Origin of the sequence: Amycolatopsis japonica (assembly GCF_000732925.1) — a bacterium.
In the GTDB taxonomy this organism is placed as follows: Bacteria; Actinomycetota; Actinomycetes; order Mycobacteriales; family Pseudonocardiaceae; genus Amycolatopsis; species Amycolatopsis japonica.
Map to the genome: position 1 here is coordinate 2,016,549 of NZ_CP008953.1, position 19,807 is coordinate 2,036,355.

The 19,807-nt window shown below is 68.8% G+C and carries 22 protein-coding genes; 13 read left to right on the plus strand and 9 right to left on the minus strand.

Annotated features, from left to right (window positions below; translation table 11 throughout):
- Positions 1-141 precede the first annotated feature (141 nt).
- A complete protein-coding gene (gene rlmN, locus AJAP_RS09865; RefSeq protein ID WP_038509905.1) occupies positions 142-1,248 on the plus strand; it encodes a 23S rRNA (adenine(2503)-C(2))-methyltransferase RlmN in 1,107 nt (368 codons plus the stop codon).
- A 32-nt stretch (positions 1,249-1,280) separates the two neighbouring features.
- Positions 1,281-1,574 (plus strand): hypothetical protein, encoded by a 294-nt coding sequence (locus AJAP_RS09870; protein ID WP_051972394.1) that lies wholly within the window; start codon positions 1,281-1,283, stop codon positions 1,572-1,574.
- 32 nt (positions 1,575-1,606) lie between these two features.
- Here the strand turns inward: AJAP_RS09870 and AJAP_RS09875 are convergent, their stop codons facing one another.
- Positions 1,607-2,182, minus strand: coding sequence for a dihydrofolate reductase family protein (locus AJAP_RS09875; protein WP_038509910.1), 576 nt, complete (start codon positions 2,180-2,182; stop codon positions 1,607-1,609).
- Positions 2,183-2,294: 112 nt separating this feature from the next.
- Between AJAP_RS09875 and AJAP_RS09880 the strand changes: the two genes are divergently transcribed.
- Positions 2,295-2,705, plus strand: coding sequence for a hypothetical protein (locus AJAP_RS09880; RefSeq protein ID WP_038509911.1), 411 nt, complete (start codon positions 2,295-2,297; stop codon positions 2,703-2,705).
- A 92-nt stretch (positions 2,706-2,797) separates the two neighbouring features.
- Positions 2,798-3,613 (plus strand): DUF1206 domain-containing protein, encoded by an 816-nt coding sequence (locus AJAP_RS09885; RefSeq protein WP_084098600.1) that lies wholly within the window; start codon positions 2,798-2,800, stop codon positions 3,611-3,613.
- A gap of 142 nt (positions 3,614-3,755) precedes the next feature.
- On the opposite strand, the gene AJAP_RS09890 is transcribed toward AJAP_RS09885, so the two are convergent.
- Positions 3,756-4,529 carry an AraC family transcriptional regulator gene (locus AJAP_RS09890; RefSeq protein ID WP_038509915.1) on the minus strand — a complete coding sequence of 258 codons (774 nt, stop codon included), beginning with the start codon at positions 4,527-4,529 and terminating at the stop codon, positions 3,756-3,758.
- Between the two features lie 91 nt (positions 4,530-4,620).
- Here AJAP_RS09890 and AJAP_RS09895 point away from each other — a divergent pair, with 91 nt between their 5' ends.
- The 6 genes from AJAP_RS09895 to AJAP_RS09920 all read left to right on the plus strand — a co-directional run bounded on the left by AJAP_RS09895 (position 4,621) and on the right by AJAP_RS09920 (position 11,008).
- Entirely contained in the window at positions 4,621-5,424 is an 804-nt protein-coding gene (locus AJAP_RS09895) for a sulfite exporter TauE/SafE family protein (RefSeq protein ID WP_038509918.1), read from the plus strand.
- A gap of 116 nt (positions 5,425-5,540) precedes the next feature.
- Positions 5,541-7,526, plus strand: a complete 1,986-nt coding sequence (locus tag AJAP_RS09900; protein ID WP_038509920.1) for a WD40/YVTN/BNR-like repeat-containing protein — start codon at positions 5,541-5,543, stop codon at positions 7,524-7,526.
- Between the two features lie 80 nt (positions 7,527-7,606).
- Positions 7,607-8,788 carry a cysteine desulfurase-like protein gene (locus AJAP_RS09905; RefSeq protein WP_038509923.1) on the plus strand — a complete coding sequence of 394 codons (1,182 nt, stop codon included), beginning with the start codon at positions 7,607-7,609 and terminating at the stop codon, positions 8,786-8,788.
- 80 nt (positions 8,789-8,868) lie between these two features.
- Positions 8,869-9,420: a hypothetical protein gene (locus AJAP_RS09910; protein ID WP_051972395.1), complete on the plus strand. Its 552-nt coding sequence runs from the start codon at positions 8,869-8,871 to the stop codon at positions 9,418-9,420.
- A 138-nt stretch (positions 9,421-9,558) separates the two neighbouring features.
- Positions 9,559-10,386 (plus strand): poly(ethylene terephthalate) hydrolase family protein, encoded by an 828-nt coding sequence (locus AJAP_RS09915; protein ID WP_038522741.1) that lies wholly within the window; start codon positions 9,559-9,561, stop codon positions 10,384-10,386.
- Positions 10,387-10,453: 67 nt separating this feature from the next.
- Positions 10,454-11,008, plus strand: coding sequence for an isochorismatase family protein (locus AJAP_RS09920; RefSeq protein WP_038509924.1), 555 nt, complete (start codon positions 10,454-10,456; stop codon positions 11,006-11,008).
- A 6-nt stretch (positions 11,009-11,014) separates the two neighbouring features.
- Here AJAP_RS09920 and AJAP_RS09925 read toward each other — a convergent pair whose 3' ends face one another.
- On the minus strand, positions 11,015-12,448 hold the full coding sequence (locus AJAP_RS09925) for a PP2C family protein-serine/threonine phosphatase (RefSeq protein WP_038509927.1): 1,434 nt from the start codon (positions 12,446-12,448) through the stop codon (positions 11,015-11,017).
- Positions 12,449-12,787: 339 nt separating this feature from the next.
- On the opposite strand from AJAP_RS09925, the gene AJAP_RS09930 reads away from it, so the two are divergent.
- Positions 12,788-13,612: a GAF and ANTAR domain-containing protein gene (locus tag AJAP_RS09930; RefSeq protein WP_063777627.1), complete on the plus strand. Its 825-nt coding sequence runs from the start codon at positions 12,788-12,790 to the stop codon at positions 13,610-13,612.
- Between the two features lie 29 nt (positions 13,613-13,641).
- Positions 13,642-14,505, plus strand: a complete 864-nt coding sequence (locus AJAP_RS09935) for an alpha/beta fold hydrolase (RefSeq protein WP_038509929.1) — start codon at positions 13,642-13,644, stop codon at positions 14,503-14,505.
- A 37-nt stretch (positions 14,506-14,542) separates the two neighbouring features.
- Here the strand turns inward: AJAP_RS09935 and AJAP_RS09940 are convergent, their stop codons facing one another.
- The 5 genes from AJAP_RS09940 to AJAP_RS09960 form a co-directional block, all read right to left on the minus strand.
- Positions 14,543-14,884, minus strand: a complete 342-nt coding sequence (locus tag AJAP_RS09940) for a hypothetical protein (RefSeq protein WP_038509931.1) — start codon at positions 14,882-14,884, stop codon at positions 14,543-14,545.
- Between the two features lie 162 nt (positions 14,885-15,046).
- Positions 15,047-16,582: an alkaline phosphatase D family protein gene (locus tag AJAP_RS09945; RefSeq protein ID WP_038509932.1), complete on the minus strand. Its 1,536-nt coding sequence runs from the start codon at positions 16,580-16,582 to the stop codon at positions 15,047-15,049.
- Between the two features lie 83 nt (positions 16,583-16,665).
- Positions 16,666-17,628: an NAD(P)-dependent alcohol dehydrogenase gene (locus tag AJAP_RS09950; protein WP_038509933.1), complete on the minus strand. Its 963-nt coding sequence runs from the start codon at positions 17,626-17,628 to the stop codon at positions 16,666-16,668.
- A 14-nt stretch (positions 17,629-17,642) separates the two neighbouring features.
- Positions 17,643-17,858 (minus strand): helix-turn-helix transcriptional regulator, encoded by a 216-nt coding sequence (locus AJAP_RS09955; RefSeq protein ID WP_037342341.1) that lies wholly within the window; start codon positions 17,856-17,858, stop codon positions 17,643-17,645.
- Positions 17,852-18,280, minus strand: coding sequence for a hypothetical protein (locus tag AJAP_RS09960; protein WP_038522744.1), 429 nt, complete (start codon positions 18,278-18,280; stop codon positions 17,852-17,854). The genes AJAP_RS09955 and AJAP_RS09960 overlap by 7 nt, the downstream gene beginning before the upstream one ends.
- 108 nt (positions 18,281-18,388) lie before the next feature.
- Here AJAP_RS09960 and AJAP_RS09965 point away from each other — a divergent pair, with 108 nt between their 5' ends.
- Positions 18,389-19,285, plus strand: a complete 897-nt coding sequence (locus AJAP_RS09965; RefSeq protein ID WP_038509935.1) for an LLM class flavin-dependent oxidoreductase — start codon at positions 18,389-18,391, stop codon at positions 19,283-19,285.
- Between the two features lie 50 nt (positions 19,286-19,335).
- On the opposite strand, the gene AJAP_RS09970 is transcribed toward AJAP_RS09965, so the two are convergent.
- On the minus strand, positions 19,336-19,722 hold the full coding sequence (locus tag AJAP_RS09970; protein ID WP_038522747.1) for a MarR family winged helix-turn-helix transcriptional regulator: 387 nt from the start codon (positions 19,720-19,722) through the stop codon (positions 19,336-19,338).
- Positions 19,723-19,807: the final 85 nt, after the last annotated feature.

Consider the following 19,807-nt stretch of genomic DNA (forward strand, 5'->3'; position numbering starts at 1 on the left):
GGACGTCTCCTGACGTGCGATCCGCACGAGCCGGCGTGAACGACGCATGGGTCGGTCCGGGCACGGCTCACGTGACCTGGGGAACAGCGATCCAGGGCGGCCGAGGCGCGTCGCAGGTGGACGTGGGACACTGAATGAGCTATGACTGCCCTCCCTCTCGTCTTCGACGCGCCCAAGCGCGGCCTCCCGCCGCGCCACCTCGCCGATCTCACCGCCGCCGAGCGGGCCGCGGCCGTCGCCGAGCTGGGTGAGAAGCCGTTCCGCGCGAAACAGCTTTCGAACCACTACTTCTCGCGGCTCACGGTGAACCCGGAGGAGATGACCGACATCCCGGCCGCGTCGCGGGAGAAGCTCGTCGGCGATCTGATGCCGACGCTGCTCACCGAGATCAAGGCGCTCGCCTGTGATGACGGGACCACCCGCAAGACCTTGTGGCGCGCGCACGACGGGACGCTGCTGGAGAGCGTGCTGATGCGCTACCCGGACCGCGCGACCCTGTGCATCTCGAGCCAGGCGGGGTGCGGCATGGCGTGCCCCTTCTGCGCGACCGGGCAGGGCGGCCTCGACCGGAACCTGTCGACCGCGGAGATCGTCGACCAGGTCCGCTCCGCCGCCGCCGTGATGCGCGACGGACAGATGCCCGGCGGTCCCGGCCGCCTGTCGAACATCGTCTTCATGGGCATGGGCGAGCCGCTCGCGAACTACAAGCGGGTGGTGGCGGCGGTCCGGCGGATCACCGATCCCTCGCCGGAGGGACTCGGGATCGGTCAGCGTTCGGTGACCGTGTCGACGGTGGGTCTCGCGCCGGCGATCCGGAAGCTGGCGGACGAGAAGATGCAGGTGCGCCTGGCGGTTTCGCTGCACACGCCGGACGACGAACTGCGGGACACGCTGGTGCCGGTGAACGAGCGCTGGTCTGTGGACGAGGTCCTGTCCGCGGCCCGGTATTACGCGGACACTTCCGGCCGCCGGGTGTCGATCGAGTACGCGCTGATCCGGGACGTCAACGACCAGCCTTGGCGTGCCGAACTGCTGGCGAAGCGGCTTCGCCAGCACCTGGGCCAGTTGGTGCACGTGAACGTGATCCCGCTGAACCCGACGCCGGGAAGCAAGTGGGACGCCTCGCCGAAGCCGGTGGAGCGGGAGTTCGTCCGGCTGGTGAACGCGGGCGGTGTGGCGTGCACGGTGCGTGACACGCGTGGTCAGGAGATCGCGGCGGCGTGCGGTCAGCTCGCCGCCGAGAACTGAGTTTTCCTTTCAGTGATGGAGATTTTGTCGTGATGTATGCCCCCAGCCTGTTGGACCCGGCTGCGGAGGAGCTGAAGCTCGCGGACGTGCTCGGCCATGGCGCGACCGGTGTCGCGCGCGAGGCCAGGACGTTGCTCGGTGAGCGGTTCAGCTCGGTGACCTTCATGTACGTCCTGATGCGGGCGTTCGAGGTGGAGTACACGGCGGCGCGGGACGCTTCGCGGTGGCACGAGTTCCACGGCGGACCGTACGCGCTGTCGGACGCCGACCTCGAAGCCCTGCTGGCGCCCTGGCTCGGGGCACCGGCCGCGTCGATCACCGCGTAGGCGGGATCGACGCGACCGTCCTTTGTGGATGGTCAGTGCGGAGTCGGCCGGTAGACGAGCTCCTGGACACGCCCGTCGAACGTCCGGCTCTCGAGCAGTTCGAGGTCGAAGTCGGCCGCACCGCGGAAGATCGCGTCCGCTCCGGTCCTGCCGGTGATCACGGGGAAAACCGTCACCTGCACGCGATCCACCAGGCCGGCGGCCATCAGCGCCCGGTTCATCGACAGGCTGCCGTGCGAGCGCAGCGGCACTTCGGACTCCTCCTTGAGCCGGGCGACGACGTCGACCGCGTCCTCGCTCACGACGGTCGCGTCCGGCCAGTCGAGCGGCTCCCGCAGGGTCGTCGAGACGACCGTCGCCGGCAGGTGCTTCAGCCGGGAGACCCATGGATCCAGCGCCTCGACGTCCGGGATCTCCGCGTTGAGCATCTCCATGTTCGTCCGGAACGTGGTGGCGCCGAAGACCATCCGCTGCTCCTCGGAGTACAGGGCCAGACGGTGTTCGAGGAATTCGGGGCCTTGCTTGCCCCAGTAACCGCCCCAATCGCCGGTGTGGGCGCCGTAGCCGTCGAGGCTGGAAAAGACGTCGAACGTGTAGGTCGCGGTCATGATGCTCCTTCGGGTGAGTTCGTCTCTCACCCTGGCTACGAACGCGGGCGGCGCGGATAGACATCGTCGGCGGAAAAATCTTCGCGGGACGGCGAACTGGCAGGATGCGGGCATGTATTGCCTGCGAGCCGTCATCGTCACCGAGTCCGCACGGCGCCGAGTGCTCGATTCGCTCGAAGGCGCGAGGCTCGTGCCGCTCGGACAGAACCTGTCGCTGATGCCGGTGGCCGAGACGCGATTCGACACCGGGCCGCTCGCCGAGTGCTCCGAGCACGGCGCCGTGGCGTACGTCGAAGCCGAGTACTTCGGTGGCGCCGGGACGCAGTTCGCTCAGGTGTGGGAAGGCGGCGAGACCGTTCTCGGCCCGCTGCAGGTCGACGAAGACGAACCCGACCCGGCCGACGGCAGCCCGATCTCCCAGGCGCTTCGACGGCTGGGCGCGCTCAAGGGCGACCACTTCGACGAGTTCGACGCCGTGGGGCTCGGCAGGCATCGCGACACCGACGACTGGCTGTCCGCGTAGGCCTCCTTCGCGCTGGGCCGGACGGACCAGTCACGCGGCGGTCTTCACCGTCGGCGGCGACACTCGATGGAGACTCTGAGGAGGTGGACCGGATGTCCACGACCAAGGCGAGACAGGTGCGCCACAACAAGGCCGTCCAGGTGCTCGGACGGATCGGCATGGGCTGCTACGGGCTGGTGTACCTGCTCATCGGGTACCTGGCGGTGCGTGTCGCCGTCGGCGGTGGCGGACAGGAGGCCGACGGACGCGGCGCGATCACCGAGGTCGGTTCGACCCCGGCGGGCGGGGTGCTGTTGTGGGTATTGGCGGTGGGACTGGTGGCCTACGGCCTGTGGCAGGGGTTGCTGGCCGCCGTCGGCTACACGTGGATCGACAAGCAGCGCACTCGCACCGTCAAGCGGGTGACGTCCGGAGTGCGCTGCCTGGTGGGGATTTCGCTCGGCGTGTACGCGGCCAAGGTCGCCTTGGGGGCGGGGGAACAGGGCAGCGGCGACCAGAAGCAGCAGGAGTTCACCGCCTGGCTGCTCGGATTGCCCGCCGGCCCGTTCCTGGTGGCCGTGGTGGCCGTCATCGTGTTCGGCGTCGCGGTGGGCTCGGCGGTGAAAGGGATACGCCGGACCTTCGAGCAGGACCTCGACCTCGCGAAGCTCCCGTCGGGGACCCGGCGATGGGTGGAGCGTCTGGGCAGGATCGGTTACGTGGCAAGGGGTGTCGTGTTCGGTGTGGTCTCCGTACTGGTCGGGTACGCGGCGTTGACGCATGACCCGTCCCGTTCCGGCGGGCTCGACGCCGCCCTGCGGACCTTGGCCGCCCAGCCGTTCGGCACCGTGCTCCTCATCGTGGTGGCGGTCGGGGTCGCGGCCTTCGGTGTGTACTGCGTCGGGGCGGCACGAGCACAGCGTGGATGAGCGCCGTCAGGCGTAGTCGGAATCCGGCGAAGATTCCGCCAGGAACCCAAGGCGGCGGCGGTTTCCCTTGTGCGGCGCCGGTGACGAGTACGTTCTTGCTCATGCGATGAACTCCTTTGTTCGCCTGGGCGAGACACCGGGTTCAGAGCGCGGACGCGGCGCGGTAGTCCCTCGGTGAAGTGCCGAGAAGCCGGGTGAACATCGTCGAGAACGCGGCGGGGCTCTCGTAGCCGAGCGAGGCGGCGATCGCGGCGATGGGCAGGCCGTCCGACAGCAGTGACAGGGAATGCAGGACGCAGGCCCGTTGCCGCCAGCGGGCGAAACCCATCCCGGTCTCCGCGGTGAAGAGCCGGTTCAGCGTCCGTTCGCTCACGTGCAGACGGTTCGCCCACTCGCTCGCGGGATCGTGGATGTCCGGAGCGTCCAAAAAGGACTCACACTGGGCTCGCAGCCGTTCGTGCTTCGGCAGCGGGAGGTCGAGCCGGACCGGCGCGGACCGGCGGATCTCGTGCAGGGTCAGGCCGATGACCGCGGCGTCTCGTCCGCGAGCGGTGTACAGCTCCGGCACGCCGACGGCCTCGTTCAGGAGTTCCCGGAGCAGCGCGGACACCTCGACGACCTGGCAGCGGCGCGGGAACCACGGCACCGCCTTCGGCTCGATGTACAGGCTCCGGGTGCTCACGGTCGTCGTGAACACCTGATGGACGGTCTCCGGCGGGACGAGCACGGCGCGCCGGGTCGGGATGGTCCACGTGCCGTCGGCCGTTTCGACTCGCATCGACCCGGTCGCGCTGTAGAGGAACTGCGCCCGCCGGTGCCGATGCGGGAGGATCCGGTGCCCCGGTGGGTAATCGGTGCGGATCGCCACCACCGCGCGGTCGAGATGGTCGACCTCGTCGATGGGGATGTCACGCACCTCACCGAGGCTACGCCGGGTGTCCGATCCGCGAAAGAAACTGGCGACCTTTCGAATGCCCGCCGTGCCGCCGGGGCCTACCGTCGAGGGAGTGCTGATCGAGATCTCGGTGCTCCTCGGGTTCGGTTGCCTGAGCGGCGTCACCACCGTCCTTTTCGGATTCGGCGGCGGGTTCATCACCGTGCCCGTCGTCTACGCCTTCGCGCTCGCGGATCCGGAGCACGCACAGGATGCGATGCACGTGGCGGTGGCCACGTCGACCGCCGTGATGGTGGTCAACGCCGGGAGCGCGACCCTCGCCCAGCTGCGGACGGGCCGGCTCCGCCGCGACTATCTGTGGCCGCTCGTCGCCTTCATCGGTTTGGGCGCCGTGCTCGGCTCCTTCGCCGCCACCGTGGCCGACGAGGGTGTCCTGCGCTGGCTCTTCGTCGCCTACCTCGCGCTGACCATCGCCGACAGCGTCGCCCGGAAAGGTTTCGTGAGCAGACGGGAGGACGACGGACCGCGTGCTCTCGGCGGGGTCACCACCATCGCGGGCGGGACCGGGATCGGTGCCGTGGCGAGCTTTCTCGGCGTCGGGGGCAGCGTCCTCACCGTGCCGCTCATGCGGCGCAAGGGACTGCCGATGGCCGACGCGACCGCGCTCGCGAACCCGCTGAGCCTGCCCGTGGCGGTGATCGGCGCAGCCGTCTACGCCTTCGCGGCGACGGGCGCGTCCTCGGGCGGCGCTCACGTCGGCTACGTCGACCTCGTGGCCGCGGGCGCGCTGCTGTGCGGATCGCTCCCGACCATCGCCGTGACGCGACGCGTGGTCGGCCGGATCCCGGACCGTGCGCACGCGATCGCGTACCTCGCCCTGCTCGCCGCCGCGCTGATCGCCATAGTCATCCGATGAGTTTTCGGTAAGTCAAGTCTTGACAAGGCGTATCGAAGATGGGAAGGGGTTATCGCCAGGCAAAGATCCGACGAATCCTCTATCTCTTTTCCGGATCTTGCGCCAAGATCTCCCGCATGAAACTGAGATCGATCACCAAACGCATGTTCGTTCTCGGGCTGCTGACGGTTCTCGGCACCACCGGGGCGACGTCGGTGGCCACCGCCGAACCCCAGGCACCGCCCTCGGACGTCAACGCGACCGGGAAGCCGCGCGGCGGCTGGGAACCGGTCGGCCCGAACAGCGTCGGCGGGATGCTCGCCGTTTCGCCCGCCGGCCTCGCGATGATGCAGCCGAGCCCGCCCGCCCTGTGGCTCTCCGGCGATCGCGGCGCTTCCTGGAGTGTGCGCCGCGGACTGCCGCAGGACACCTCCATCCAGGGATTCTTCGTCGATCCGGCGAACCCGGACCGGATGCTCGCGGTGGGCAACAAACCGGCGGGCTTCCTCGGCGAATGGCGCGGCATGCTGGTGCGGACCACCGACCGCGGCCAGACCTGGGAAACCCTGCGCGAGTGGTACCCCGACGGCGCGTTCGGCATGGCCACGGACCCGACCGGCCGGGTCGTCGTGGTGCAGAACATGGATTCGCTGAGCGTCAGCACCGACGGTGGCGAGCACTGGAACGACGTGCCGAGGACCTGGCCGCGTGAGGGCAACGCCTCGCCGGTCGGCGCGCTCAAGCTCACGTTGGTCGGCGACGACGCCTACCTCACGACAGTCCTTCCCGAGTACGCCCTTTGGGTGGTCCGAGGGGTCAGCGGCAAGGAGCCGCAGGCCGAACTCGTCTACCGGGCCAACGGCGAGATCAACCAGGTCGCCTCGGACGGCAAGCGATTCGTGGTCACGGTCGGCCCCGAACTGCACGGCTCCACCGACGGCGGCAAGACCTGGACGGTACTGCGCCGCGATCCCGGCGAGCAGACCCTGCGCGAACCGCGTTTCCTCGGTGGACGGCTGTACGTGTCGACGTATAACGACATAGACGTCAGCGCGGACTTCGGCCGCACCTGGTCCCGCAAACCGGTGCCCGCGGCGGGCGAAGGCGTCAGCGACATGATCGACCTCCCCGCCGGACCGGGCAAACCCGCCACGACGCTGATCTCCTCGCTCTATCGAGGCGTGTACGCGGACGAGGGCAAGCGGGGCTACCAGCAGATCGGTGTCCCGGGCGAATCCATCCGCGACCTCGTGACGACCGGGAACCTGCTGCGCGAGAGCGTCGTCGCGGCGGGTGTGCAGGAGATCTACAACACGCCGCTCCCGCGCGGCAAGGTGGCCGCGGCGGATCGGGTCTGGCAGTCGCACCCGGCCGACCGGCTGCACGAGGACGCGCGTCTGTCCGTCTCGCCGAGCCGACCGGACGTCGTCTGGCAGGTCACCCGGAACGGTTTCTCGCTCGACGTGCTCCGCAGTGGCGACGGCGGGCGGACCTGGGAATTCGCGGCTAAGGCGAAGGAAGGCCTCCCCAGGGCGATCTTCGCCCACCCGGCCGACCCGAACCGGGTGCTCGTCTCGGCCTTCGCTCCCAGTGGCTACGTGCTCTACCGCAGCAACGATGCCGGGAAGACCTGGGAGAAGCTCGCGACCGACAACGGCTTCATCGCGTTCGCCGGTGATCCGTGGAATCCGGACCGGGTCTGGGGCGGGGACTCCGACGGCCTGTCCCGGTCGGACGACGGCGGCAAGACCTGGACCCACGTGACCAGCCAGCCGGTCAGTGCGATCTCGATCAGCCGATGGGGTGGCGGCCGCGTGCTCATCGGCGGCGCGGGCATCCACCTGAGTGAAGACGGCGGCAAGACGTTCCGCCGGGTCTTCGACGGCGAGGACCCCCGTGAGATCAGCCGGATCCTGCCGCATCCGTTCGACTTCCGGGTGTGGTTCGCGAGCAACGCGACCGGCGGCGGCGTGCTGCGCAGCACGGACTTCGGCCGCACCTGGTCGCCCGTGCCCGGCGCGCTGCCCGATTCCAGGGTGCTCTCCCTGGCGGTCAGCGCGGACGGCCGGTATCTGTTCGCCGGGACCGCGCAGTCCGGCGCGTACCGGTTGACGCTGTACTGAGTCCGAGACGCTTCGTGGCCGGAGGAAGTTCCGGCCACGAAGCGTTTACGCGTGCCTCCCTGGATGTCAGAGTCGGGGACATGGCCATCGATGTCGCCGCCCTCCGGCTCCACTTCCCCTCCCTCGCCGACGGAACCGCCTTTTTCGACGGACCCGCGGGTACCCAGACACCCCGGACCGTCGCCGACGCCATCGCCGGTACGCTGACCGGTCCGTTGTCGAACCGGGGCAAGATCAGTCCGTCCGAACTCAACGCGGAGAACGCCGTCTCGGGCTTCCGCGACGCCTACGCGGACTTCCTCGGTGTGCCTGCCGAAGGCGTCGTCCACGGCCGCAGCGCCACCCAGCTGACTTACGACTTTTCCCGGCACCTGGCCAAAAGCTGGCGCGAGGGCGACGAGATCGTCGTCAGCCGTCTCGATCACGACGCCAACGTCCGGCCGTGGGTCCAGGCCGCCGAGCGCGCCGGAATGACCGTCCGTTGGCTCGACATCGACCCGGAAACCACGGAACTCGACCTCGATTCCCTCGTCCTCACCGAACGGACGAGGCTGGTCGCGGTCACGGCGGCCTCGAACGTCCTCGGCACCAAGCCGCCGATCCGCCGGATCGCCGATCTCGCCCACGACGCCGGGGCGCTGGTGTTCGTGGACGGAGTGCACTACGCCGCCCACGAACTGGTCGACGTGCCCGCGCTCGGAGCGGATTTCTTCGTCTGCTCGCCGTACAAGTTCCTGGGCCCGCACTGCGGCGTGCTCGGCGCGTCGCCCGCCCTGCTCGAAACCGTCGAGCCGGACAAGCTCGTGCCGTCGCCCGACAGCGTGCCCGAGCGGTTCGAATTCGGCACGCTGCCCTACGAAATGCTCGCGGGTGCCACGGCGGCGGTGGACTTCCTCGCCGCGCTGGACCCCGGAGCGGGCGGATCACGGCGAGAACGGCTCGCGAATTCGATGAACTCGTTGCACGAGCACGAAAGCACGTTGCGCGCCAGGCTGGAGGAGGGGCTGGGCGACGCCGTCACCGTCCACTGCAAGGCGGCGGACCGGACCCCGACCGTGCTGATGGGCCTCGGTGGCCGGGAGCGCGAGGCGCAACGGCATCTCGCCGAAAGGAACGTCGTCGCGCCGGCGGGATCCTTCTACGCCCACGAAGTCTTCGCGGCCTTGAAGCTGGAGGATCCGGCGCTCCGGGTCGGGCTGGCACCGTACACCAGCGTCGACGACGTCGACAGGTTGCTGGACGGGCTTTCGACGTTCGGGTGAAGACCACAGTGGACAGTCGGGCGTAACTCGAACAGGTTGGATTTCCACGCCGTCACCAGGAGCCGTATTACCGTTCGGTCATGATCGACAACGGGAGGTTCGCGATGCGTTTCCGGTCGATGGCCGCTTCTGTTCTTCTCGGTTGCGCCCTGTGCGTGGCGCCCGCGGCACTCGGGGCGGGGCCCTCGTCGCTCGCGATCCAGCCCTGTCCCGAGGTCAACGATCCGCCCGACTACACGATCTCGAACGGCGCCAAGGCCTGGATGAAGACGAACCTGCGCAGTGACTACCTGCGCGGGCCGGGCACGATCACCTACAACAAGACGACGACCTCGTCGGTCAACGCCTCCATCACCGGCACGACCAGCGCCGAGGCGGGCGTCATCTTCGCGAAGGCGAGTGTCTCGCTGGCGGTGAGCGTCGGCGCGAGCTACTCGAAGGCCGATTCCTGGTCCTACGCCGCGACCGTGCCCGCGGGGAAGACGTTGCGGCTGCAGCAGTACAAGGAAGGCCGTTCCTTCACCGTGCAGAAGTACCGCATCGTCCCACCCTGCAAGGTGAAGTACCTCTGGAAGAAGAACGCCGTCGCACCGGTGAAGAGTCCGAGCTACCTGTGGCAGCTCGTCGGCTGACCCTCGCTTTGGGGCCGATCACAAGACTCGTCCGCCCGATCTTGTGATCGGCCCCATGGACGTACGGTGACCGGGCCGACACCCTGAGAGGAACGCCGTGGGCAACGGGGTCCTGGCGGAACGGGACGGGTGGCCATCATGGGGAGACTTCGCGCACGGACACTGATCGCCGGGATGGTCGCGCTCGCCACCGTCGGCCTCGCACCCGCCGCGACGGCCGCGACCGGTATCGACACCCGGTGGAGCGAACCAGGCCCCTACGCGGTGACCGTCGAAGCCCTCGACAGCGCGCACACCGTGTACCGGCCTTCGCGGCTGGAGAGGCATCCGGTCATCCTGTGGGGCAACGGGACCGGCGCGAACCCGAAGACCTATGACGGCCTGCTGCGGCATCTGGCCTCCCACGGTTTCGTCGTCGCGGCGGCCGACACCCCGAACGCCGGTTCGGGGCAGGAGATGCTGGCCGGTGCCACGACCTTGATCGCCGAGAACTCCCGTCCCGGCAGCCGCTATGAGGGGAAGATCGACACCGCGCACATCGGCGCCACCGGCCATTCCCAGGGCGGCGGCGGAGCGATCGCCGCCGGCGCCGACGCGCGCGTCACCACCACGATCCCGATCGAACCGGGGCCGCAGGGCTCCGCCACGGCACTCAAGGGTCCTTCGTTCTTCCTCGGCGGCCAGTTCGACACCATCGTCATCCCCGGGCTGCTGGTCATCCCGCGCTACCGCCTCGCGGACCAGGTCCCCGCGATCTACGGCGAACTCCGCGGCGCGACCCACTTCACGCCCGTCGGCGACGGAGGCGGGTTCCGTGGCGCCATCACGGCGTGGTTCCGGTTCTGGCTTTCCGGTGACGAGCGGGCCCGTGCGGAGTTCTTCGGCCCGTCCTGCGGATTGTGCCGGGACGGCGCGTGGTCCGCTGTCCAGCGCAACACGAAGGCGCTGGCCGTTCCGGGAGCTTGATCGCCGTTCTTGTCGGTGGTCCGGGCTAGGGTCTGCCTCAGCAGCCTGACCTGGAGGGATACCCGTCATGACCACTCTCGACAACCGGCCGAACACCGCGCTCCTCGTCGTCGACGTCCAGAACGCCGTCGTCGACGAGGGCTACGAGCGCGACGCCGTGGTCGCGAAGATCGGCGGGCTCGTCGGCAGGGCACGGCGGGAAGGCGTCCCGGTCGTCTGGGTGCAGCACTCCGACGACGGGCTCGTGCGAGGAAGCGAAGAATGGCGCATCGTCGGCGAACTGAACCAGGAGGAAGCCGAGCCGGTCGTCGAAAAGTCCTACGGTGACTCGTTCGAGGACACCGACCTGGAGAAGGTGCTGGCCGAACGCGGTGTCGGACGGCTCGTGGTCGTCGGGGCCGAGACCGACGCCTGCATCCGTTCGACGCTGCACGGCGCCATCGTCCGCGGGTACGACGCGACGCTGGTCGGCGACGCGCACACGACCGTGGACAAGACCGAGTGGGGCGGAATCGCGCCGGAACTGGTCATCGCGCACACGAACCTGTACTGGCGGTATCAGGCCGCGCCGGGCCGAAAGGGAGGGACGGTGATGAGCGAAGACGTCGATTTCAGCGGCTGAGCGGCTTCACGGCGTTCCCGGCCAGTGAGCGAGTAGCAGACCGGCGTCACCGGCGAAAGTGTCGTGGCAGTGGGACTTCGCCGCCTGCAGCACGCGGCGGGCGATCTCGGGCGGTACGTGTCCGGCGTTGGCGTCCAGGCTCCCGGCGAGAGAGAACCGTGCGCCGTCGGCGGAACGCGCCTCCGAGAGGCCTTCGGTGTGCAGGACGAGGAGATCTCCAGGCTGGAGTCGGGTGGTCGAGACCCGGCCTGGCGTCCCGGCACCGAACGGCGATCGCGGCGCACTGTCCACTGTGGACTTTTCGTGCCCGCTGCCGAACACGAGCGGTGCTTCCCCGCCCGCTTCGAGGTGGCGCACGTCCCCGTGGGCGAGGTCCACTTCGGCCAGGGTCCCGCGAACTGACCCGCCGGCACCGAACTGCGTCGAAAGCGCTTTGTCGACAGCGCTCTCCTGGCCATGCAGGCCCTGGCCCTCACGGCGGGCGGACCGGTAGGCCGCGAGTGCCGCCGACACCACCAGGCCTGAGGACTCGGTGTCGCGGCCCGCGTCGAAGATCGCCAGCCATGCCGTCGTTGCGGAAAGGGCGTAGTCGAACGTGACGCCGCGAACGTCGTAGGCGGGCTCGACTCCGCCTGCCACCACGACGTCGCGCGTCGCCGCCGTCAACGGGGGCAGGTGCTGCCAGAGCAGTTCGGCGGTGGGATCGCGCCTCCGTCGTCGGCGAGTCATGTCGAGGCCGTCGCCGTAGCGCATCGCGGCGGCGATGAGGTGGCCGGACAGCGACGCGAGCCAATGGCATTGAGTGCGTAACGAGGGGTCGTTGAGGTCGGTGTTCGGGCCGGCTTCGACCTCGAGCACGCCGACGCGCTCGTCGCCGTCCAGCAGCGTGGCCCACAAGCGCGGCCCGGCGGAGTCTGCGGCCAGCACGGTGTCCGCCTGCCGATACGCCTGACCGGCGATGCTGGTTTCGATCGCCTGCGGTACCCGGCCGGGCGCCTGCTCGGGAAACGGGATGAGCCGGTGCTGGTCGTAGTCGGCGAGGTAGACGGCTATCCGCAGGTCCAGCGCGCGCCCTGCCGCCGCGATGACCTCGGGCAGCCGCTCCGGGGCGACCCGGTGGGCGCCGTCGAGAAGTCCCACCAGCGCGGCCAGCGGACCGCGGGGGCGGGTGTCCTCACTGGGCTCGCGGCTGTACGGCGCCCGTCTCGCGCCGGAGATCTCGTCGAGGCGCTCGTTGACCGCGTGGGCCACCATGTCCCGTTGGATCCGGGGCAGGGGGAACAGTCCCTGCAGGAACGCCTCCAGTTCGACTTCGCTGACGTCACCGCCGAGCGCGAAGTACCTCAACCACAGCTGCTCCATCGTGAGCCCGGTGCGCGCGAAGCAGGCAGCGACGATCCGTCGCTGCTCCTCGGCCTGGAGCGAGGACAGAGTGACCACCCCCGGGGTTCTCGGCGATACGGCGCCTGGGTACCAACCACGGCGCTGGCTGAAACATGGCGGAGAGGACGTCGCGTTACGCCAGGTGGCCGATCGGTTCGTCGACCGCGTGCCAGGAAGAAACGATCCACGACGGGCCGAACGTGGGTCGCGGTAGGCGGGGTGATCGCATTCGGCTAAGGTCGGCTTCCGAAAGCGGTTCTGAGCGTTGAGAAGTTAGCGCCGATCCGCCGGTAACCGGGTTGGTTGCGGCGGTTGATGGTGCGCGCTCGGCGCCGGTTCCCGCCGGTGGCTCCCGTGGTGCATCACGCCGATGTGCAGAAGTGGGAGAGGCGGGCTTTGGACGATGAAATCGACTGGCAGCGGGACAAGAACCGATTCGTCGAGGATGTCGGCGACGGCGAACTGCCGGTGACCTCTGAAAACGGCGCCCGGCTCCTCGCCGGGCCACTGGTCAACCAGTTCGTCTCCCTGACCAGGGCGTTGCTGGATTCCGGTTCGATCGCGGCGGTACTCGAACGGGTGGTCTTCGCGACGCGTGATCTGGTGCCCGGTGCGGATCTGGTCAGCGTCACCCTCCTCGATCCCGACGGCGGGTTCCACACGCCGATGGGGACCGACGAGATCGCCGGCGAACTGGACCAGCTGCAGTATCAGTACGGCGAGGGTGCCTGTGTCGAAGCGGCGCGGGTTTCGGGACCGGCGGCGGCCTTCAGCGACAACCTCGCGGAAGACGCCCGGTGGCCGCGTTTCGGCCCTGCCGCCGCGGCGCTCGGGTTCCACTCGCTGGTGTCGACGGCCTTGCTGCCGGAAGCGTCGAGTTCGCAGGTGTCCGGCGCGTTGAACGTCTACTCGCGCCGTCCGCACGGCATCGCCAGGGCCGACCGCGACGTGCTGCTGCTCCTGGCGACGCACGCGTCGCTGGCTTTGGCGACGACGCACGCGGTCACGCGCGGGCAGCTCCAGGAGGAGCAGCTCCAGCAGGCGCTCGACAGCAGGGACGCGATCGGGCAGGCCAAGGGCATCCTCATGGCACGGCGCGGGATCGACGCCGCGGAGGCGTTCGAGGTGCTGCGGCATACGTCGCAGAACATGAACGTCAAACTCCGGGAGCTGGCGGAGATGCTGTCCAAACGGCATACGGAACTGCAATTGCCCGACTGAGCGGGACGGCCGCCACTACCATCGCGATCATGGGATTCGGCGAGCTGGAGTTGTCGCGGACGTTCGAGTGGCGTGGCCGTTCGGTGGCGTGGGAACGCCTCGGCGAAGGCGCCCCGGTGGTGCTGTGCCACGGGACACCGTGGTCGGCACAACTGTGGGCGCCTTTCGCGCGAGCGCTCAGCGAGGAGTTCGCCGTCCACGTCTGGGACATGCCCGGATACGGTCGTTCGTCGAAGGATCCCGGCCACGCCGTCGATCTCGGCACGCAGGGCGAGCTTTTCGCCGACCTGCTCACGTATTGGGGGCTGGCCGCCCCGCACGTGATCGCCCATGACTACGGCGGAGCCGTTTCGCTGCGCGCGAAGCTGCTGCACGGTGCGGAGTACGCCTCGCTCGCGCTGGTGGACGTCGTCGCGCTGCGGCCATGGGGTTCGGAGTTCTTCCGGCTCGTCGCCGAGAACGCCGAGGTCTTCCAGGCGCAGCCCCCGACGGTGCACAAGGGTGCGCTCGAGTCCTACATCGGGACGGCCTCCCATCGAGGTCTCACCGGCGCGCAACTGGCCACCCTGACCGGGCCTTGGCTGGACGAGGAGGGGCAACGCGCCTTCTACCGGCAGATCGCCGAGGCGGACGTCCGGTTCACCGACGAGATGCAGGACCGCTATCCGGAACTCGAGTTGCCGGTGAAGGTGATCTGGGGCGCGGACGACACGTGGATACCGGTGGATCGCGCGGAACAGCTCGCCGACGCGATTCCCGGTGCCCTTCTGGACGTCATTCCCGATGCCGGGCATCTGATCCAGTACGACGCGCCGGTCGAACTGGCGTTTTCCCTGCATCGGTGGCTCACCGCGGAAGTGGGCCGGTGGGGACCAGCCGGGAGCGGACGCTGAAAGGCGCCGTCAAGATCAACATCGTTGCATTCGGATATTAGAAGTCGTCTACGTGATATCCGGCCACGTAGGCGCTCGAAAGCAGTGCGCCGTGACATTCCGCGGTCGACGGGCCGAAACCGATCGGCACCCAATGGCCGACGGTGTACCAAAAGGAGGACCCGGACGCGCAGTGGGCGACCACTCGGTACGTTTCCGAGTGTCTCGGCAGCGAGAAGCAGGTCATCGAAATGCCCTCGCCGAAGAGGATTCCGTAGCGACTGCTGTCGCATCCGTAGGGCGGGAACTGGCCTTCGGTCGCCGCGGCGGCCGGCGAGGCGGCCAGGAGTCCGGCCGCCGAAAAGGCGGCCATGACTAAAGCGGCGATTTTCTTCTTCATTGTTTCTCCCGCGTCTGGTTCCCAGTGGAAAGGCCAGATTAGCCGCACGGAAGAATTGTCGTGAATTCATCGGGCAGGTGAAACGAGAACGCGTGCGGTGAACCGCGCTGCTCCGAAAGGGCGTCGCCGCCCCTCTTCTGAGTTCCCGGCTCCCCTTTTGGCCTAGCGCCGCCGGTACTGTGCCGGAGACGTGCTGGTGGACCGGTCCTCATAGGACCCGGCCCGGCCGCGGTCGACGTGGAACGTCGTCAGGGTGCTCACCGGGGAACGCGGGTCGCGCCGGTCGCCGATCACCCGCATGTGCGTGCTCCAGCGGCGCGGGGTGACCTCGTAGACGTCGTAGCCGTACCGGTCGCCTTCGAAGTACTTGAGGTGCGGGTTGGCCGCGCCCATCTTCGGTCCGTTCGTGGCGTTCCACTCGGGGGAGTAGGCGCCGGAGGTGACCGAGTGCGCGGTGAACTCCGTGCCGATCACGGGGGTGGCGGGATCCGCGAAGTCCGGGCGGATGTCGTCGACGAACGCGGAATGCCAGTCGCCGGTGATCACCACGAGGTCTTCGAGGCCGCTCTGTGCCACGTGGGTCAGCACCTCCTTGCGTTCGGCGAGGAAGCCGTCCCACTGGTCCGTGAACATGTAGCCGCCGCCGGGCTTCGCCAGCTGGCTCAGCATGATCGAGTTCACCCAGCAGTGCCAGGCCTCGCCGGCCCCGGTCACCTGGTCCTTGAGCCACGCCTTCTGGTCCGCGCCGAGGATCGTGCCGTCGGGCAGGTTCTGCGCCGAGCGGTACTGCCGCAGGTCCAAAATGGACAGGTCGAGGAGGTCGCCCCAGCGGCGCTGACGGTGGATCCTCGGCGTCGAGGGGTGGTCCGGGCGCACCGGCATATGCTCGAACCAGGCCTGATACGCCGCCGAGCGTCGCGCCCGCAACGACGGGGTGGTGCCGCTGTAGTCGTTGACGACCTCGTGATCGTCCCAGGTGATGAACCAGGGGTGGGCCGCGTGGGCGTCCCGCAACGAGGGGTCGGACTTGTAGAGCGCGTGGCGCCGCCGGTACGCAGGCAGGGTCAGCACCTCGGGACCTTCGTGGTCGCGCAGCGGGTTGCCGCCGACCTGACCGTGCTCGTAGACGTAGTCGCCGAGGTGGACGACGAAGTCCAGCTCCTCCCGCGCGATCCCGGCGTGCGCCGCGTAGAACCCGTCGTGGAACGCCTGGCAGTTCGCCGAGGCGAACCGCACCCGCCGGACCGGCCCGACCGGCGCGGTGCGGGTGCGGCCGATCCGGCTGACCTTGCCGAGCACGTGGAAGCGGTAGTAGTACTGCGAGCCCGGCTCCAGCCCGGACACCGGCACGTGCACGCTGTGTCCGGCCCCGGCGGTTGCGGCCGTCGTCCCACGCGCCACGCGGCGGCGGAACCCGCGGTCGGTGGCCACCTCCCAGCCGACCTCGACGGTGTCGTCGAGCGGCTGCTCGAACTCCATCGGTTTCGGCGCGAGCCTGGTCCAGAGCGCGACGCCGTACGGGACCGGGTCGCCGGACGCGACGCCGAGCGTGAACGGCGCCTCGTCCCAGGTCGCGCCCAGTGCGACGGCGGCCTCCTCGGCCTGCGCGACCGTCATCCGCGAACTCAACGGCCAGGCCAGCCCCAGCGCACCGGCGGTGGCGGCGCCTCGCAACAGGTCCCGGCGGTTGACGGACATCGGTGGTCTCCTCGGCGCTCGGCGGATCGCTCACCGATACCGAACACCGTCGAGATGGCCGGAGACCGACGCGGGGGAGAACATCAGACGGTGATGACGACCTTGCCGCTCGTATGCCCGTCCCGCACGTAGCGGACGGCTTCGGGCGCCTCGGCCAGCGAATAGGCGCGGTCGATCACCGGCGTGACCTTCCCTGCCTCGATGAGCGCGCGCAGCGTCTGCAGATCGTCCTGGTTCTCCGTGGAAATCAGGCCGCGGAGCTTCTGCTTCACGAACGGCCCGAGCATCAGCGCCCGCAGAGTGCGGCCCACCGCGCCGATCCATTTCCCTTCGGTCTCCCCGCCGACGAGGACGAGAGTGCCTCGCGGAGTCAGGGATTTCCGCAACGAGGTCAGCGACCGGTTGCCGGCGGTGTCGACGATGAGGTCGTAGCCGCCGCCGAAGTCTTCGCGGGTGTAGTCGAAGACCCGGGCCGCGCCGAGCGAACGCACCAGATCGACCTTGCCCGTGCCGCATACGCCGTCCACTTCGGCGCCGAACGCCTTGGCGATCTGCACCGCGAAGGTGCCCACGCCGCCGCCCGCGCCGATGATCAGGACCTTCTGCCGGGGCGCGACCCGGCCCCTGTCCCGGAGCGCTTGGAGCGCGGTGAAGGCCGAGATGGGGACGGCGGCCGCTTCGTCGAAGCCGAGCCGCTCCGGTTTCCGGGCGATACTGTCCACTGTGGTCAATGCGTACTCGGCGAAAGATCCTTGACAGGTACCGAAAACCTCGTCGCCGGGCCGGAATCGTGTCACATTGCCGCCGACGGCGTGCACGACACCGGCGAAGTCCATCCCGCGAACGCGGGCCTTCGGTCTCCGCACCCCGAAACCCATCAGCCGCACCAGATACGGCGAGCCTTCCATGAGGTGCCAGACGCCGGGATCGACCCCCGCCGCCCGGACTCGCACGACCACACCGTCCGGTCCCGCTTCGGGTTCGGGCAGGTCGGCGGGCTGCAGGACGTCGGTGGTGCCGTACTCGTTCTGGACGATCGCCTTCATGGCGGCCTCTTTTCCTAGTCCGGGTACTGGAAAACATCGTCGAGCCCGACGCCGAACGCCCGGGCGATCTGGAACGCCATCTCCAGCGACGGCGAGTAGCGGCCTTGCTCGATCGCGATGACCGTCTGGCGCGTCACGCCGATCCGGTTCGCGAGTTCGGCCTGGGTCATCTCGCCCTTGGCGAACCGCAGGGCGCGGATGGAGTTCGTGACCTTGGTCGGTTTCACCACGCCTGGAATCCCTCGCGGTATGCGGCGATCTTCGCGAGCGAGCCGAGCAGGGACGAGCACACGAAGGCGAGGTAGACGGTGTTGGCGATCCAGAAGTGGTCCAGTTCCGCCATCGCCATGACGAGCGCCGCGACACCGCCGATCACGACGAACGACTGTCCTATGTGGTCACTGAACCGGCCGATCTCGCGGTCTCGCTGGTCTTTGCGGTCGTCGTCACGCGGCGCGGCGATCGTCACGGCGATGTTCAGCGCGATCGTGGCCGCGATGGCCGCCCCGATCGTCCACAGCAGCGTCGCCACGTAAGGAACGTCGACGAGCGGGCCGGAGCCCGCTCGGCTGAGGACGACGATCAGATACACCACGTAGGCGCAGATCGTGACCACCGCGGTGATCCACGCGCGTTTCTCTTCCAGTGCCACGAAATCCAAGGTAAAGAGTTCTGGACATCATGTCAAAGATTCTTTACTTCGACACCGAGAACTAGTTCGTGATACAAATAGTGCGTACTACGAACTCAAGGAGTGGTGATGGCACTGTTCGGATTCGGCCTCGAGACCGGCGTCGGCGAAGTGGACGACCTTCTGCGGCACGCCGAACAGGCCGACCGCGCGGGACTCGACCTGGTCAGCTTGTCCGATCACCCGTACTTCGCCGACCGGCTGGACGCCTACGCGGCGCTGGGTGTGATCCTCGGCAGGACGTCGCGCGTGACGGCCGCCGTCAACGTCACCAACCTGCCGAGCCGTCCCGCGCCGATGCTGGCGAGGACGATCACGTCGCTTTCGGCGCTCTCGGGCGGTCGCGTCGCGCTCGGGATCGGTGCGGGCGGGCTCTGGCGGGAGATCGCCAAGCTCGGAGTGGAGCACCGGACGCCCGCCGAGGCGGTCCGGGCGATGAGCGAGGCGATCACCCTGGTCAAGGCGCTTTCCGGAGGCGGGGCACCGGTGACGTTCGAGGGGGAGTTCTACTCCGTCGACGGCTTGGTGCCTGCCGCCGCGGCCGCGCCGCCGGTCTGGACGGGCGCGGTCGGGCCCAAATCCCTCGCGGTGACCGGGAAACTGGCCGACGGCTGGATCCCGGGGCACGCCGCGGACTGGCTCAGCCCCCGGTTCGCCGAATCCCGTCCGGTGATCGACCAGGCGGCCGTCGACGCGGGCCGGGACCCCGGCGAGATCGCGACCATCTACAACTTCCCCGGCCGCATAACGGAAAACCCGCTGGCGTCCCCGCGTGACGACGACGGGCGCTGGATCGGTGGTTCACCGGAGCAATGGGCCGGGGAACTGGTCTCGGCGGTGCGCGACCACGGCGCGGCGGGGTTCATCTACTTCCCTGTCGAGGACGGAACCTCCACCGACAGCGCGCTCGGGCGCTGGGGGAACGAAGTCGTCCCCGCGGTTCGCGAGGAGCTGGCGCGGGGCTGACCACGATCGCCTCGTGAGGGACAAGCCAAAGGGGCGGAGACCCGCCGGCGTCAGGCGTCGATGGTGAGGGTCTCTTCGAGGGTCGCCCGGTGTGTCGGCTTCGCCTCTTCGTAGCGGCGACGGCCCTCGTCGGTCACGACGACGAAGATTCCGCGCCGGTCGGATTCGCAGAGCGCGCGCTGGACGAGGCCCTCACGCTCGAGACGGGCGACGAGCCGTGAGGTGGCGCTCTGGCTCAGGTGCACGACCTCGGTCAGGTCGGCCGCGCGGCATTTGCCGACCACGCAGGTGACCAGCCGTTCGAGGGCTTCGAACTCGGTGACGCCGAGCCCGTGGCGCTCCTGCAGCCGGCACTCGAGCCGACCGAAGACCGCCGCATGCCGGGTGGACAGGTCGTGCCACTCCCGCAGCAGGTCTTCTTCGGCGACGTCGCTCACGCGGCCCAAGATAGCATGCACATGAATTTTATGCAAAGTCATTAAATGCACTTGCATTAGATGCGTGTGCATGTACTGTACGGAT

What these genes read in the sequence shown, in the direction of transcription:
- AJAP_RS09940 (WP_038509931.1), bottom strand. Translation starts at nt 14,884, where the DNA reads ATGAAGAAGAAAATCGCCGCTTTAGTCATGGCCGCCTTTTCGGCGGCC.
- AJAP_RS09875 (WP_038509910.1), bottom strand. Translation starts at nt 2,182, where the DNA reads ATGACCGCGACCTACACGTTCGACGTCTTTTCCAGCCTCGACGGCTAC.
- AJAP_RS09870 (WP_051972394.1), top strand. Translation starts at nt 1,281, where the DNA reads ATGTATGCCCCCAGCCTGTTGGACCCGGCTGCGGAGGAGCTGAAGCTC.
- AJAP_RS09905 (WP_038509923.1), top strand. Translation starts at nt 7,607, where the DNA reads ATGGCCATCGATGTCGCCGCCCTCCGGCTCCACTTCCCCTCCCTCGCC.
- AJAP_RS09885 (WP_084098600.1), top strand. Translation starts at nt 2,798, where the DNA reads ATGTCCACGACCAAGGCGAGACAGGTGCGCCACAACAAGGCCGTCCAG.
- AJAP_RS09900 (WP_038509920.1), top strand. Translation starts at nt 5,541, where the DNA reads ATGAAACTGAGATCGATCACCAAACGCATGTTCGTTCTCGGGCTGCTG.
- AJAP_RS09915 (WP_038522741.1), top strand. Translation starts at nt 9,559, where the DNA reads ATGGGGAGACTTCGCGCACGGACACTGATCGCCGGGATGGTCGCGCTC.
- AJAP_RS09880 (WP_038509911.1), top strand. Translation starts at nt 2,295, where the DNA reads ATGTATTGCCTGCGAGCCGTCATCGTCACCGAGTCCGCACGGCGCCGA.
- AJAP_RS09950 (WP_038509933.1), bottom strand. Translation starts at nt 17,628, where the DNA reads ATGAAGGCGATCGTCCAGAACGAGTACGGCACCACCGACGTCCTGCAG.
- AJAP_RS09945 (WP_038509932.1), bottom strand. Translation starts at nt 16,582, where the DNA reads ATGTCCGTCAACCGCCGGGACCTGTTGCGAGGCGCCGCCACCGCCGGT.
- AJAP_RS09910 (WP_051972395.1), top strand. Translation starts at nt 8,869, where the DNA reads ATGATCGACAACGGGAGGTTCGCGATGCGTTTCCGGTCGATGGCCGCT.
- rlmN (WP_038509905.1), top strand. Translation starts at nt 142, where the DNA reads ATGACTGCCCTCCCTCTCGTCTTCGACGCGCCCAAGCGCGGCCTCCCG.
- AJAP_RS09920 (WP_038509924.1), top strand. Translation starts at nt 10,454, where the DNA reads ATGACCACTCTCGACAACCGGCCGAACACCGCGCTCCTCGTCGTCGAC.
- AJAP_RS09965 (WP_038509935.1), top strand. Translation starts at nt 18,389, where the DNA reads ATGGCACTGTTCGGATTCGGCCTCGAGACCGGCGTCGGCGAAGTGGAC.
- AJAP_RS09935 (WP_038509929.1), top strand. Translation starts at nt 13,642, where the DNA reads ATGGGATTCGGCGAGCTGGAGTTGTCGCGGACGTTCGAGTGGCGTGGC.